This is a genomic window from Kitasatospora sp. NPDC054768 (assembly GCF_053612025.1).
Map to the genome: position 1 here is coordinate 27,133 of NZ_JBSHBN010000078.1, position 14,192 is coordinate 41,324.

13 protein-coding genes are annotated in these 14,192 nt (G+C 72.7%); 6 read left to right on the forward strand and 7 right to left on the reverse strand.

Annotated features, from left to right (window positions below):
• Window positions 1–62: 62 nt before the first annotated feature.
• Together ACWGKU_RS22825 and ACWGKU_RS22830 are read right to left on the reverse strand one after the other, a co-directional pair.
• Complete coding sequence (locus ACWGKU_RS22825; protein WP_401052264.1) at window positions 63–1,352, reverse strand: hypothetical protein; 1,290 nt, start codon at window positions 1,350–1,352, stop codon at window positions 63–65.
• Window positions 1,353–1,476: 124 nt separating this feature from the next.
• The gene (locus ACWGKU_RS22830; protein WP_452179250.1) at window positions 1,477–2,097 is read right to left on the reverse strand and encodes a cold shock domain-containing protein; all 621 of its coding nucleotides are present in this window, start codon (window positions 2,095–2,097) and stop codon (window positions 1,477–1,479) included.
• A gap of 159 nt (window positions 2,098–2,256) precedes the next feature.
• Here ACWGKU_RS22830 and ACWGKU_RS22835 point away from each other — a divergent pair, with 159 nt between their 5' ends.
• Window positions 2,257–2,982, forward strand: a complete 726-nt coding sequence (locus ACWGKU_RS22835; RefSeq protein ID WP_401052268.1) for a dienelactone hydrolase family protein — start codon at window positions 2,257–2,259, stop codon at window positions 2,980–2,982.
• Window positions 2,983–3,107: 125 nt separating this feature from the next.
• Here ACWGKU_RS22835 and ACWGKU_RS22840 read toward each other — a convergent pair whose 3' ends face one another.
• From ACWGKU_RS22840 to ACWGKU_RS22850, 3 genes are all read right to left on the reverse strand, one after another.
• On the reverse strand, window positions 3,108–3,497 hold the full coding sequence (locus tag ACWGKU_RS22840; RefSeq protein ID WP_401052270.1) for a hypothetical protein: 390 nt from the start codon (window positions 3,495–3,497) through the stop codon (window positions 3,108–3,110).
• A gap of 82 nt (window positions 3,498–3,579) precedes the next feature.
• Window positions 3,580–4,881 carry a GNAT family N-acetyltransferase gene (locus tag ACWGKU_RS22845; RefSeq protein ID WP_452179251.1) on the reverse strand — a complete coding sequence of 434 codons (1,302 nt, stop codon included), beginning with the start codon at window positions 4,879–4,881 and terminating at the stop codon, window positions 3,580–3,582.
• A 184-nt stretch (window positions 4,882–5,065) separates the two neighbouring features.
• Window positions 5,066–5,368: a hypothetical protein gene (locus ACWGKU_RS22850; RefSeq protein ID WP_380548567.1), complete on the reverse strand. Its 303-nt coding sequence runs from the start codon at window positions 5,366–5,368 to the stop codon at window positions 5,066–5,068.
• Between the two features lie 341 nt (window positions 5,369–5,709).
• On the opposite strand from ACWGKU_RS22850, the gene ACWGKU_RS22855 reads away from it, so the two are divergent.
• Window positions 5,710–7,029, forward strand: coding sequence for a hypothetical protein (locus tag ACWGKU_RS22855; RefSeq protein ID WP_452179252.1), 1,320 nt, complete (start codon window positions 5,710–5,712; stop codon window positions 7,027–7,029).
• On the opposite strand, the gene ACWGKU_RS22860 is transcribed toward ACWGKU_RS22855, so the two are convergent.
• Complete coding sequence (locus ACWGKU_RS22860; RefSeq protein WP_401048824.1) at window positions 7,011–7,712, reverse strand: hypothetical protein; 702 nt, start codon at window positions 7,710–7,712, stop codon at window positions 7,011–7,013. The genes ACWGKU_RS22855 and ACWGKU_RS22860 overlap by 19 nt on opposite strands.
• 256 nt (window positions 7,713–7,968) lie before the next feature.
• Between ACWGKU_RS22860 and sph the strand changes: the two genes are divergently transcribed.
• Both sph and ACWGKU_RS22870 read left to right on the forward strand, forming a co-directional pair.
• Window positions 7,969–8,946 carry a sphingomyelin phosphodiesterase gene (sph, locus tag ACWGKU_RS22865; RefSeq protein WP_401048826.1) on the forward strand — a complete coding sequence of 326 codons (978 nt, stop codon included), beginning with the start codon at window positions 7,969–7,971 and terminating at the stop codon, window positions 8,944–8,946.
• 152 nt (window positions 8,947–9,098) lie between these two features.
• Window positions 9,099–9,917 carry a thioesterase family protein gene (locus tag ACWGKU_RS22870; RefSeq protein WP_452179253.1) on the forward strand — a complete coding sequence of 273 codons (819 nt, stop codon included), beginning with the start codon at window positions 9,099–9,101 and terminating at the stop codon, window positions 9,915–9,917.
• Window positions 9,918–9,974: 57 nt separating this feature from the next.
• On the opposite strand, the gene ACWGKU_RS22875 is transcribed toward ACWGKU_RS22870, so the two are convergent.
• Window positions 9,975–11,300 (reverse strand): radical SAM protein, encoded by a 1,326-nt coding sequence (locus ACWGKU_RS22875; protein ID WP_359915267.1) that lies wholly within the window; start codon window positions 11,298–11,300, stop codon window positions 9,975–9,977.
• Window positions 11,301–11,853: 553 nt separating this feature from the next.
• Between ACWGKU_RS22875 and ACWGKU_RS22880 the strand changes: the two genes are divergently transcribed.
• Both ACWGKU_RS22880 and ACWGKU_RS22885 read left to right on the forward strand, forming a co-directional pair.
• Window positions 11,854–13,155 carry a family 2 encapsulin nanocompartment cargo protein terpene cyclase gene (locus ACWGKU_RS22880; RefSeq protein ID WP_452179254.1) on the forward strand — a complete coding sequence of 434 codons (1,302 nt, stop codon included), beginning with the start codon at window positions 11,854–11,856 and terminating at the stop codon, window positions 13,153–13,155.
• Window positions 13,156–13,242: 87 nt separating this feature from the next.
• Window positions 13,243–14,121, forward strand: coding sequence for a geranyl diphosphate 2-C-methyltransferase (locus tag ACWGKU_RS22885; RefSeq protein WP_452179255.1), 879 nt, complete (start codon window positions 13,243–13,245; stop codon window positions 14,119–14,121).
• Window positions 14,122–14,192 lie beyond the last annotated feature (71 nt).

The following is a 14,192-nucleotide window of genomic DNA, read 5'->3' on the forward strand; positions in this document are numbered from 1 at the left end:
GAAACGCAGGACCGGCCGACCGCTGGTGCGCGGTCGGCCGGTCGGCCGGTCGGAGGTTGAGGTCAGGCCTTGGGCGGGGTGGCCTGGGCGAGCTGCTTGATGCTCCCGAAGCTCAGGCCCGCGTCGTTGAGTTCGCGCGCCTCGGCCTCCGTGACGCCGAGTCCGGCGAGCTCCTTGAGCTGGGCGTCGGTCAGCGGCGGGGCGGCCGGGAGGTCGCCGAAGTCCTCGGGGTCGAGGCCCTCCTCGTCGTTCCCGGCGGCCAGGCCGAGCACCGCGTCCATCAGCTGCTCGTTGGTCACCTTGACCGCGTCGGCCGGGGCCTGGACGTTCGGGGCGGCCTGGCTGAACGCGAGCTTCACCGGGAAGTTGACGCCCGGCTCGACCTTGTCGGCCAGCTGGGCGAGGTCGAAGGTGGCGGAGGAGAAGGCGCCGTTCTTCAGGTAGAGGTCGACGCCGATCTTCCGGTCCGGCACGTCGCTCGGGGCCTTGTCCGGGAAGTCGCCCAGCTGCTTGGGGAACTTGGCGGACAGCGGCTTGACGGCCTTGTACATCTCGTCCACCAGCTGGCGGGCCGGGGCGCTCACCCAGAGGTGCTCGGTGCCGTCCTTCTTGCCCTTGTCCTCGTACGTGACGGTGCGGCCGAGCACGTCCTTGATCGAGTTGAGGAGCTGGTTGCCGAGCTCCGGGTCGACACTGGGGGCGGCGCTCGGCGCGGCCTTCTTGGCGTCGCCCTCCTTCGCCCGGTCGGCGAGCGACTGGAGGTCGAAGGACACCCACTTGCCGGCCAGCACGTCCCCGACCGGCTTCATCTCCTCCGGCAGGTCCTTGCGGAGCTCGTCCACCGTGGACGGGTCCTCGCCGACCAGCTTCATCAGGCCCTTGGCGTCGGCGTGCAGGTACCCCGTGGCGTCGACCTGGCGGTACTCCAGCAGTGCGGTGCCGCTGCGGTCGGCGAGCAGGTAGGAGACGCGCACCGACTTGTCGAGCGTCAGGTCGGTGTTCTTGCCCGCCTGGCCGGCGTTCTTGAAGGCCTCGATGTCCTTGAGCGGCTTGTCGGCGGAGACCGCGACCGTGACGGAGAGGCCGGAGATCGCCTTGGCGGTCTTCTCGTCCATGTCCTCCTTGCGGCCCCGGGCGGAGCCGATGAGCCCGTTGCCCTTGTGCTCGCCGGAGTTGGCGAACGCGGCGACCTGCTCGGGGGTGGCGTCGATGGAGAGGGTGAACCCGGCCGACTTGCCGTCACGGACCTTGTCGAAGGCCTTCGAGACCTTCTGCGCGGCGGACAGCTGCTCGACGGTGCCGCAGGCGGTGAGGCCGGTGGCGAGCACGGAGGCGGTGACGGCGACGGGCATCGCCCCACGGGCGGCCTTGCGGATGGCGGTGTTGATGGTACGACTCCTGTTGATCGGGCCCGCTCGGCAAAGCGGACCGTTCCCTCCCCTGCGACGTGAAACGTCACAGCGCCTGCACATGTGATCACATTATCGGCAAGGGGTCATCCGCATTTTTGGCCGGGTCTTTAACCACTTCGGCCAAAACCATGACCAAAAGTCGTAAACCAGGCCTGAAGAGCCGTCCTGGCCATGCCCCGATGTTTCCCGCTCCCGGCCCCCGGTCCGCACCACTCCGGGGCGGACCGGGGGTCAGCGCACCGGGCCCGACGGATCCTCGACCGTCCAACCGCGGCCCAGGGCACGGCGCAAGGCGTCCAGCGCAGCGGCCGCCTGCTGCCGGAACAGCTCCTTCTCCTCCTCGGACCACGGAGACGGATCCGGCGGGTACGCCTCGTCGAGCGACGACTGGTACCGGTCGGCGAGCCGCGCCGGTTCGGCCCGGGCCGCCGACGGGCGCCGGTGCCGCTGCCGCGGAACTCCCGGATTCCCGCGCGCGGGCCGGTCGCTGTTCGTACGATCGGCCCGGGCCGGGACCGGCGGGAGCCGATACCGGCCGAGGAGACCGCTGGGAGGGGCTCGACGGGGCCCGTGGGCTGGATTCTGACGGTCGGCCGATCAGGCGGGTCACCAACTCCGGGGTGATGAAGCCGTAGCCCTTCTCGTCGTTGAACCACTTCACGGTGCCGTTCTCGCGCTCGGCCATGTCTTCTCCTCGCCCGGGGATCACGCTGACCGCACCACTCCCTCACGCAGCGGAGCCGGGCCGACGCGAAGCGCAGCGGCGGCCGTCAGCAGGCCGCTCGCTCTGCCGAGGGCGAAGTCCGGCCCGGTCGGGGCGCGGACCCCAGTACTGTCCGGTTCCATGACAACGGTCACCACGCGCACGGTCGAGTACCCGGCCGACGGAATGACGATGATCGGGCACCTCGCGCTCCCGGCCGGCGCCGGGCGCCGGCCCGGGGTGCTGATCGGGCCCGAGGGACCGGGCCTGAACGACTTCCAGCGCCGCCGGGCCGACGCCCTCGCCGAACTGGGCTACGTGGCCCTGGCCTTCGACCTCCACGGCGGGCGCTGGATCAGCGACCCGCAGGAGATGCTGGCGCGGGTGATGCCGCTGCTCGCCGACCCCGACCGGATGCGGGACATCGGCCACGCGGCCCTCGACGTGCTGCGCGCCGAACCGCGGACCGACCCGGACCGGATCGCCGCCATCGGCTACGGCACCGGGGGCGCCATCGCGGTGGAACTCGGGCGCGCCGGTGTCGACCTGCGGGCGATCGGGACGGTCAACGGACTCACCACCGGCCGCCCGGGCGAGGCGGCCCGGATCCGGTGCCCGGTGTGGGCCGGGGTCGGCTCGGAGGACCCGATCATGCCCGCCGAGCGGAGGGAGGCCTTCACCGCCGAGATGCAGGCGGCGGGCGTCGACTGGCGCCTCGTGGTCTACGGCGGCGCCCAGCACGCCTTCCACCATCCGACGGTCGGTCACACCGTGCTCCCCGGCGTCGCGCACCACCCGCAGCACGCCCGGCGGGCGTGGCGCGACGTCGTCGGCCTGCTCGCCGAGTGCCTGCCCGTGCCGGACTGACCGGCGCGCCTACCCGCGCCGACGGCGCGTCGGTCGCGGGGAATGCGCGTCGGCTCCGGCTCCCACCCAGGAGCCGGAGCCGACCTCGTGACCCTCGTGACCCTCGTGTTCCGACGGCCGTCGGGCTACCGCAGTTGCGTCAGGACGACGGCGACGAAAGCGGCGCCGAGGGCCGAACCGATCACCGGGATCGACAGCACGTCCCAGAGCCGCGGCCGCGGCCCGACGCGACGGTCCGGGGCGGTGTTCCGTTCCCACCGGTCCATGACCTGCCGGGTGTTCGCCAGGAACTCCGTCGTCGAGTGGTACTTGTCGGTGCCGACCCCGGTCCACGCGCGCAGGGCCACGAGGAGGAACGGGAGGACGAGCGCCAGGGTCATCGCGACCAGCAGCACCGTGCCGAGGTCGGCGAGCGCGAACAGGCCGAAGGCGGTTTCGAGCACGAGGGCGAGGACCGGGGCGGCGATGCCGGCGGGGCGGATCAGGTCCTTCGCCCGGAAGATCACTTCGTTCACGCCGCGCACCCCGTGCCCCGGCCGCCGGGCCTCGAAAGGGGAAGCGGCCGAGGTCCCCGTGAGGGGCGCAGCGGGACGGACGTCAGGGCAGGTAGTACGTCAGCAGGTCGGCCGTCAGCGGCGGGAACAGCGCCCGGTGCAGTTCCTCGTCCCCGCGCCCGTACACGTCCGGCCGGATGCGGCTCAACCCTTCGATCCCGTAGGGCCCGAAGAGCAGCGCCGCCAGCGCGTCCGGCGCCACGCCCACGCCGCCGGACGCGCCGAGGTGCTGCAGCGTGCCGCCCGTGACCACCTTGCCCGGCCCCTGCGCGCCGACCGGGATCCGGTAGTGGGCGCGGTAGGTGGTGAGCAGCAGTTCGCCGTCGGCGCGGTCCAGGCCGGCGGCGGTGAGGCGCTGGTGGAGCAGGGGTCGCAGCCGGTCGAGCAGCACGGCCGGGTCGGGGATGCGGACGTAGTACTGCTCCGCCTCGGGGCGCGGCGCGAGGTCCAGCAGGTCATGCCAGACGGTGGCCGGCAGGGTGCCCGGCCGGTGCACCACGCGGAGCCGCGCCTCGGGCGCCAACGCCACTACACCGGCCAGCAGTTCGCGCGCCGCCCGCTCGTCCGCGGCAGCCGCCTCGGCGAGGTGGAACTCGCCGTCGTCCACGGGGGTGGTGCGGCCCACCGCCACCACCTCGCCCGCGCGCTCGACCACCCGCAGCGTGCTCGCGTCGTGCGCCAGCAGCCAGCGCCAGCGGGCGGGGGCGTGGCCCATCGCGAGGTCGAAGCCGCGCTGCGCCTGCTCCTGGAGCGCGGCCAGGGCGGGCAGGTCGGTGGCCCGGGCGGTGCGCAGCGCGGGCGCGCCGTCCTCGGTGGGCGGGGTGGAGCGCAGCGGCCGCGAGACCGGGATGTCGATGGCGTACTCGTAGCCGAACAGCCGGTAGAAGTACGGGATTCCGATCATCGCCTGGACCACGTGCCCGCGGGCGGCGGAGCGCGCGTGCGCCCACTGCATCAGGGCCCGGACCAGGCCGCGGCCCTCGTACTCCTCGTCGGTGGCGACCAGTTCGACCTGCCCGGCGGGCAGCCGGACGTCGCCGAGGCGCAGCTCCTCGTCCAGCAGGGTGGCCGTGGAGACGACCCGGTCGCCGTCGACCACCACCGCGCTGGCCGACCAGCCGGCGTCCGGGTCCTCGACCACCAGACGGTGGTCGAGTGCGTCCGCCGGGTCGCCGCGCTCGGCGAGCAGCGCGCCGAGCTGCTCCAGGTCCTCCGGCCGGGACTCGCGCAGCAGCAGGCCGCCGGGCAGCGGCACGGGGAGGGACAGGGGCATCGGCAGGGGCAGTGGCGGTGACACGGCCAGGGGCGGGCCGTCGGGCCGGGCAAAGGCTTCGTCAACGGTCATTCCCGGACCTTCGCACCGGTGGTCGTCCGTGTCCAACGGGTTTTGCCGACCCGGCAAGCCGGGGCGGGGGAACACGCCCGATGCGAAGGGGCGTTGGCGGCGCGGGCCGGTGCGGCGGCTCGCAGGTTCGGGGCAGGGCCCCTCGCGGCCCCGGGCCGGTGCGGGGCCGCGAGGAGCCCGGGGCTCAGACGGTGCTGGCGATCCAGCCGATGGTCTCGGTGGTGTGCGGCCCGTCGGACAGCGCGCGGCCGCTGCCCACGAGCTCGTTGATGCGGATCTTGAAGCCGGTGGTGGTGACGTCGGCGATCCGCAGACCGGGGGTGTCGGGGCCGTTGAAGGTCTGGACGAACGGCACGACGATCACGTTCGCGTCGTTGGGGAAGGGCGTGGGGAAGGTGACCTGGGTGAAGGTCGAGGTGGCTCCACCGGTCAGCTCCGTGGCGCTGGTGGAGTTCAACTGCAGCTTGCCGGTCTGGATCATGCTCATGGCTTCCGCCTTTCGCTCGACTGCCGCCGGTCACGTCCGGTTGACGGCCGAGCGCTCGACGGCCGGGCGCTGCCTCGGTGCGAAGCAACCGTGGGTGGGATGCCCGTATTGGTCCGCGTTTAGCGAGGATGTAGCCGGTTCGGGGTATCTGCTCTCGCCTCCCTTGCCAGGGTGGGTGATGCGTCCCGGGAGCCGGTGGATCGGCTCGTGCGGTAGGTGCGCTCCTGTCGTGTCCGGGAGTTGGCGGAATCGTGTCCATCGCGGGGTGGCGGGGTTGACCGTGGCCACCCAGGGGGGTTGGCTCGGCCGGAACGAAGGGGAGCGCAAGGGGAGGGGAGCCCATGAGGACGACGACGGTACGGGTGGTCTGCGCCCTGGCGGCCGCGCTGCTGGTGGGCGCCGGGGCACCGGCGGCGCACGCCCGGACTACGCCCGCGTCCGAACCGGCCTCCGCACCGGTGTCCGCGCCCGCGTCCGAGGTGACGGACGGCGACACGGTGCGGGTGAACGTGAGCCCGGACGGCAGGCCCGCCGACGACTGGTCCGAGCCGCTCGGGCTGAGCGCCGACGGCCGCTACGCGCTGTTCGCCTCGCTGGCCTCCAACCTGGTGCCCGGCGACACCAACCGCCTCTACGACGTCTTCGTCCGCGACCTGTGGACGCGGCGCACCGAGCGGGTCAGCCTCGCCGACGGCGGCGCCCAGCTGGACGGCTCCACCGTCCAGGCGGCGATCAGCGGCGACGGCCGGTACGTCGCCTTCAGCAGTGACGCCGTCAACGCCGTTGCCGGGAACGGCAGTGGGCGCACCGACGTCTACGTCCGCGACCGCCTCGGCGGCCGGACCGAGTTGGTCACCGCCGGCGCCGGCGCCGGGAACTCCGTCAGCCCCGCGATCAGCGCCGACGGCCGGTACGTCGCCTACTCCTCGGACCGCGCCGACCTCGCCCCCGGGGCACAGGCGGGCACCGCCAACGTGTACCTGACGGACCGCTGGACCGGCACCACCCGCCTGGTCACCGCGGGGCAGGGCGGCGCCCCCGCCGACGGCGGCTCGGTGGAGCCCTCGCTCAGCGCCGACGGCCGGACCGTCGCCTTCCGGTCGAAGGCGGCCAACCTGCTGCCGGCCGCCCCGGCCGCGCAGTCCGTCCCGGCCGCCCTGAAGCCGCCGCCCACCCGGCAACTGTTCCCGCTCTATGTCTACGACACCCGCACCGGCCGGATCGAGGGCGCGAGCATCGACCCGAGCGGCACCCTGCGCGACGCCGTGCGGCTGAGCCGGCTGAGCCCGGACGGCCGGTACGCGCTGTTCCGGGTGTTCCAGCCGGAGCAGGGCGGCACCCGCGTCGCGCTCTACGCCCGGGACCTGCACACGGGCACGGTGACGGAGGTGGCCCCCGCCGGCGCCCAGCCGGCCGTCATGACGGCGGACGACCGCTGGGTCTCCTTCGTCTCGGACGACGCCGGCCTGGTGCCCGGCGACACCAACGGCGCCCCGGACCTCTTCCGGCGGGACCTGCGGACCGGCCGGGTCGAGCGGGTCGCCGAGGCCGTCGGCCCGTCCTTCGCGCCGGCCGTGGACGCGTTCGGCACCACCCTGCTGTTCGGCGCCCTGAACGGCACCGGCTCCGACGTCCTGGTGCGCTACCTGCCGCCCCGCTGACCGGCCGCGGCGCCCGGCTCCCGCAGGGTGCGGCGCGCCGCGACCAGGGTGAGCAGGCCCCACAGGGCGGCCAGCACCGCGGTGACGTGGACGCCGCCGCGGCGGAATTCGAGGTCCTCGTCGAGCGGGACCGGCGGCGCCCAGCCCGCCGGGTCGACCAGCACGTTCTCGGTGTCGCCGATGTCGCGCGTGCCCGTGCAGCCGTAGCCGCCGACCTCGGCGTGCGGCAGCGGCCGCCCGTCGGCGCGGCGGATGGCGCAGGTCCAGCTCACCTTGCCGTTCTTGTCCTTCGCGCTGTGGGCCGCGGTGACCACCACCGCGGTCTCCACGCCGCGCTGCGCCATGATCTGGGCGCGGATGCTCGTCGTCGGCAGGACCAGCAGCAGCACGCCGAGCAGGACGGCCGGCCAGATGATCCAGCCGCGGGGCCGGACGAAGCCGAGCGCGACGACGCCCGCGGAGAGCACCAGGAACGCCAGGATGCCGCAGGGCAGCTGGTAGTCCGGGTTGCTGCCCAGTACCGCCAGGCCGACCATCAGCACCGGGGTGAGTGCCCCGACCGGCCACGCCGTCCGGCGGACCGCCCGCGCCGACAACTGCGGCTCCGGGCGCCTGCGGACCCGCTTCGGGGGCGGGACCACCCCCTCGGCGAGCGGCCTCTTCCGTTTCTTCCTGCCGGCCATGTCTTCCCCCGTTCGTTCTTTCGTCGCGCTGGGGACAGTCTGACCCCGGTTCCTGACGCGCGGTACGGAGGGGCGGTACGGAGGGGCGGGACGGAGGGGCGGGGCGGTGACCGCCCGTCAGCCCCTCGCCGGCGGTGTTACCGACGAGTTCACCGCATGCTCGCCCGATGTCTTGCGGTCGGTGCCGACAGCCAAGTTGGATGAACAACATCCCTCGACCCGACGGGTCCACGACAACGCCCCCCATGGAGGCCCGATGCCCCTGTCGTCCGTCCGCCGCGCCCTCGCCGCCGGCGCCGCCGCCACCGTCCTCGCCGTGCTCGGCGCCGTCCCGGCCTCGGCCGAGACCGCCCCCGCGACCGCACCCCCGCTCGACGTGCTGACCTACAACACGTTCCTGATGAGCACCTCGCTCTACCCCAACTGGGGCCAGCAGTACCGGGCGCAGGCCATCGCCTCGGCGGACTTCTTCCAGGGCCACGACGTGGTCGTGCTGGAGGAGGCCTTCGACAACTCGGCCTCCGACGCGCTGACCGCCAAGGCCTCGGCCGCCTACCCGTACCACACGCCGGTGGTCGGCCGCTCCACCAGCGGCTGGGACGCCACCTCCGGCAGCTACAGCGCCACCACCCCCGAGGACGGCGGCGTCACCCTGCTCAGCAAGTGGCCGATCCTGCGCAAGGAGCAGTACGTCTACAAGGACGCCTGCGGCTCGGACTGGTTCTCCAACAAGGGCTTCGTCTACGCGGTGCTGGACGTCAACGGCCGTCGCACCCACGTGGTCGGCACCCACCTCCAGTCCACCGACTCGGGCTGCGCGAGCGGCCAGGCGGCGGACATCCGGGCCAAGCAGCTCACCGCGATGCGCTCCTTCCTGGACGCCAAGCGGATCCCGGCCGACGAACCGATCCTGGTCGCGGGCGACCTCAACATCGACTCGCACGGCTCCGAGTACCAGGCGCTGCTGACCAACGGCAATCTCGCCCCGGCCTCCGCCCGCACCGGCTGGCCGTACTCCTTCGACACCGCCGACAACTCCGTCGCCGCCTACCGCTACCCGGGCGAGCCCAAGGAGGACCTCGATTACGTCCTCTACCGGGCCGACCACGCCCGCCCGCAGGAGTACACCAACGAGGTGGTCCGGGTGCACAGCGCGCCCTGGACGGTGAGCAGTTGGGGCAAGAGCTACACCTACACCGACCTCTCCGACCACTACCCGCTCGCCGCGCACTGACACTCCTGGTCCTCCGGGGGTGTGGGATGCGTCACCCGTGACGCCCCACCGGCGGTTCGGCCCCCTACGATCCTGAACGCCGAGGTCGGGCGCCGTCGTACCACGGCGGCGCCCGCCCGGCAGCCAGCGATCCGGCCCGAGGAGAAGCGCACGTGACCACCCCCACCGCCGCGCCCGACAGCTACTACCAGCGCACCGGCGAGAACAGCTACAAGCCCACCGCGCAGGCGCAGGGTGCCTGGCACCCCGACGAGCAGCACTTCAGCCCGCTCGGCGGCCTGATCGTGCACGCCATCGACCGCCACCGGGCCGGCCACCAGCGGGCCGGGCGCCCCGCCGACGGCCTGGCGCTGGCCCGGATCAGCTACGACATACTCGGCCTGATCGCCCTCGACGAGTTCGAGATCACGGTGGAGACCGTCCGCCCCGGGCGCACCATCGAGCTGGTCGAGGCCACCGTGGTGACCGGCGGGCGGGCCGTGGTCCGGGCCCGCGCCTGGTTCCTCGCCGAGCTGGACACCACCGCCGTCGCCGGCACCCACGACCGGCCGCTGCCCGGGCCCGAGGAGTTCGAGCCCTGGACGATGGCCGGGGTGTGGGGCGGCGGCTACATCGCCTCGATCGACGTCCGCCGCCGGGAGACCGCCCCGGGCCGAGCCGCCGCCTGGATCTCCACCCCGGTCGAGCTGGTCGCGGGGGAGCCCAGCGGCCCGCACGCCTCCTTCGTCAAGCTGGTGGACACCGCCAACGGCATCGCGGTGCGGCGGAACCCCACCGAGTGGATGTTCCCCAACACCGACCTGACGATCCACTTCCACCGCCGCCCCGAGGGCCCCTGGACCGGCCTGGACACCAGCGTCAGCTTCGGCCCGGCCGGGCACGGCGTCACCAGCACCGTGCTGCACGACGTCCACGGCCCGCTGGGCCGGGCCGAGCAGATCCTCACCGTCCGCCCGCTGAACGGGAGCTGACGGGCCGGGCGCCGCCGCCCGGACGATGGGCGGCGGCGCCTTCGGGGCGGGCCGTGCTCAGCCCTGCAGCGAGTCCATGAAGGAGCTCACCGAGAAGACCGCCTTGCCCGGGCCCGCCGGGCCGTAGCCAGGCGGGGAGGAGAGGCCGAACTCGTCCAGGGTCGCCCGGTAGGTCTGCAGCAGCCGGATGTGGTACTCCAGCGGCGCGCCCTGCGGGTTGGCCTTGCCGAGCGGGGTGGTGGGCTCGGGGCACCAGGTGGTGAAGCGCGGCACCACGCCGTGGGACATGAAGAAGCGCAGGCCCTCCTCGGTGGAGGCGATCGCCTCGTCCACCGTGGTGAAGCCGAAGGGCTCGGCCATCTCCACGCCCGCGACGAAGTTGGGGATCACGTTCTCCGGGCCGAACACCTCGGTGGAGTCGAGGATCCGGCGGTGCCACTCGTCCCGGCCGACGTAGCGCTCCTTGCCCGGGCAGTAGAGCTCGAACAGCCGCTTGTCCCACACCTCGAAGTTGGGGTGGTAGATCCGCACGCCGTAGTCGTGGAAGCGCTGGACGTCCTCGCGCGGCAGCGCCTGGGCCACCACCTTGCCGATCCAGCGGCCGGGGAAGCGCTCCTCGATGGCCTTGGCGTACTGCCCGTAGAAGTCGGCCTCGTCCCGGCCGCCGACGCGCGAGGTGATCGCCCCGCCGGTGAGGGTGTACGCCTGGGAGGCACGGGCGGTGTCGTGCTCGTCGATCAGCGCCAGCGCCTCCAGCACCTCCTCGACCGGCTTGACCCCGGTGTACGGGCGGCCGGCGGCCTTGTGCTGGCGCCAGTTGTGGTTGATGTCGCAGTACTGGCACTCCTCCTTGGCGCCGAAGTACTGGCAGACCCGGAACACCGTGAGGTAGATCAGGTAGCCCCACTGGATGGTCGGGGCGACCTCCATCACCGACTTCCCGTTGGCCAGCGTGTGCCGGTAGTAGTCCGGCATCGGCGGCAGGCCGACATCGGCGATCCGCGCGCCGTCCAGGTAGAGGCCGAGGGTGCCGTCCTCGCCGGCGCCGACCCGGTAGGGCGAGTCCGGGTTCACCCGCACCGACACCACCGTGCGGCGCAGCCCGTACGGGCCGCCGGTTAGCACGATCTCCTCCGGCGGCCGGTTGAGCGCGGCGGCGCCCAGCTCGGGCAGGGTGCGGTGGTCGAAGGAGAAGATGAAGTACGACTTCGGCTTGACCTCGCCGCCCCCGTCGGCGCCGGCGCTGCCGCTGAGTGCCGACTCGTCGAAGGCCATGCCGCCGCGCAGCAGGTCCTCCTTGATCACCGCCTCCCGGGGCACGTCGGGATAGCGCTCCATGAGCTCCTCGACGAGTGCGGTGCGGCTGCGGGCCTGGCTCTCCATGCGCTGGTCTTCCTTCCTGGCCCCGTCCTCACGGCGCCCAGGCCATTCTGGTCCCCCTTACCAGTGGGGCCGTGCACCGGGCCGGGAGGTGACCGACCGGTCCGGTCCGCAATCCAGCGGGTTCTCCGAGGCGAGGGCATCGAAAGCGCTGTCACTGCGCGTTCCTCCGGTCTTTTCGCATGCGAACAGCCCGTGCCACGACCGGAACAGCGCGATCGGGAGGCCCGGGACACGGGCGGGCGTCAGCGGCTTGACGCGGGGGGCGGGCGGCTCGGGCGGGAGGGTTCGCGGCCAGGGCGCCCCGGGACCGGTGTGATCAATGCACGACTGCGGTCCGCTCAAACGTCGTCAGCCCGAACGTTCACCCTATCGGGTGAGGAAGATCGTCCGTTGCGATGCGGAACGCGCCTTCGCGCCTACGGTGGTGAACCGAACGGGACGGGGGCGGAAGCCCGAGTTCCCGTCCGAGGTGGACGAAATGACGATCCGTCATATGTGTGCGACCCCTTCCCAGAGGAGCCTCCATGCCCCTGCGTGCCAGACCGGAGACACCATGCGGGCCCGTGACCGCCCCGGCGGTGGGACCATGAGCACCCCGGCGATCGACCGGATCCTGCGCGGGCCCAGCGGGCTGGGCACCTCCGGGCTGCAGTTCCGGCCGCAGGTGTCGGCGCCCGAGGTCGAGGCCCCCGAGGCCCCCGCCTCCGAGGTTCCGGTGCCCGAGATCTCGGAAGCCGCGACCGAGGTCACGGCGGCCACCCCCGGGTTCCGGCTGCCGCCCGTCCACGTCCTGCCCGTTCCGCCCGCCGCGACCGCGACGATCGCGACGGCCGCGAGCCCGGCCGCCGAGGCGCCGAGCGGCGGCAAGCCCAAGGCCGGCGACCCCATCCCCGGCCTGTACCACCACCCGATCGCCGAGCCCGACCCGGTGCGGGTGGAGGCGCTCAGTGCGGAGATCAAGGTCTGGGCGATGGAGGAGGTCGAGCTCTACCCGCCGGACTGGGAGAAGGACTTCGACGGCTTCTCCACCGGGCGCTACATGGTGGCCTGCCACCCGGACGCGCCGAGCGTCGACCACCTGATGCTCGCGGCCCGCCTGATGGTGGCCGAGAACGCGGTGGACGACTGCTACTGCGAGGACCTCGGCGGGTCGCCGATCGGCCTGGGCAGCCGCCTGCTGCTCGCGCACACCGCGCTGGACCCGCTGCACACCACGACGGAGTACCACCCGGAGTGGGAGGCCTCGCTGTCGTCGGACCCGCCCCGGCGCGCCTACCACTCGGCGATGGAGTACTTCACCCGGGCCGCCACGCCCTCCCAGTCGGACCGGTTCCGGCACGACATGGCGCGGCTGCACCTCGGGTACCTGGCCGAGGCCGCCTGGGACCAGGCGGACCACGTGCCGGAGGTGTGGGAGTACCTGGCCATGCGCCAGTTCAACAACTTCCGCCCCTGCCCGACGATCACGGACACCGTCGGCGGCTACGAGCTGCCCGCCGAGCTGCACGCGCTGCCCGCGATGCAGCGGGTGATCGCGCTGGCCTCCAACGCCACCACCATCGTCAACGACCTCTACTCGTACATGAAGGAGCTGGCCAGCCCCGGACTGCACCTGAACCTGCCGGTGGTGATCTCCGAGCGCGAGGGCGTCTCCCGCAAGGAGGGCTACCTGAAGGCGGTCGAGGTCCACAACGAACTGATGCTGGCCTTCGAGGCCGAGGCGGCGGCCCTGGCCCTGTCCTGCCCGGTGCCGGCCCTCCCACGGTTCCTGCGCGGTGTGGCCGCGTGGGTGGACGGCAACCACTACTGGCACCAGACCAACACCTACCGCTACACGCTGCCCGACTTCTGGTGACACCGGCCCTTCCGGCGGTGCCACCTCCCACCGGCAGCGAATCCCCTTTGATGACCGACCCCTTGACCATCCACTAGGAGTTGACCCATGTCCGTGACCGACGACATCACCACCCCCGGCAACACTATTCCCGGCCCGGCGACCCCGTACCAGGGCGACATCGCACGCTACTGGGACCACGAGGCCCGTCCGGTCAACCTTCGCCTGGGTGACGTCGACGGCCTCTACCACCACCACTACGGGATCGGGGAGATCGACCGGGCCGCGATCGGCGACCCGGCCGACAGCGAGCGCGAGAAGAAGGTCATCGCCGAGCTGCACCGCCTGGAGTCCGCCCAGGCCGACGTGCTGCTCGACCACCTCGGCGACATCCGCGCCGACCACACGCTGGTCGACGCGGGCTGCGGCCGCGGCGGCTCGATGGTGATGGCCCACCAGCGCTTCGGCTGCCGGGTCGAGGGCCTGACCCTGTCCACCCAGCAGGCCGAGTTCGGCAACAAGCGCGCCGCCGAGCTGGGCATCGGCGACTTCGTCCGCTCCCGGGTCGCCAACATGCTGAACATGCCCGTCGAGACCGGCACGGTCGCGGGCTCCTGGAACAACGAGTCCAGCATGTACGTCGACCTGCACGACCTGTTCGCCGAGCACTCCCGGGTGCTGAGCGTCGGCGGCCGGTACGTGACCATCACGGGTTGCTGGAACCCGCGCTACGGCCAGCCGTCGAAGCGGGTCTCGCAGATCAACGCCCACTTCGAGTGCAACATCCACTCGCGCCGCGAGTACCTGCGGGCGATGGCCGACAACCGTCTGGTGCCGCAGGCCGTCATCGACCTGACCCCGGACACCCTGCCCTACTGGGAGCTGCGCAACACCACCTCGCTGGTGACCGGCATCGAGGAGGCGTTCATCGAGTCCTACAAGGACGGCTCCTTCCAGTACGTGCTGATCGCGGCCGACCGGGTCTGATCGCCCGATCCCGTGGCCTCCGGACGGTGGCCCACGCCTCACGGCGGCGGCCTCCCCGCACCCGCGGGGAG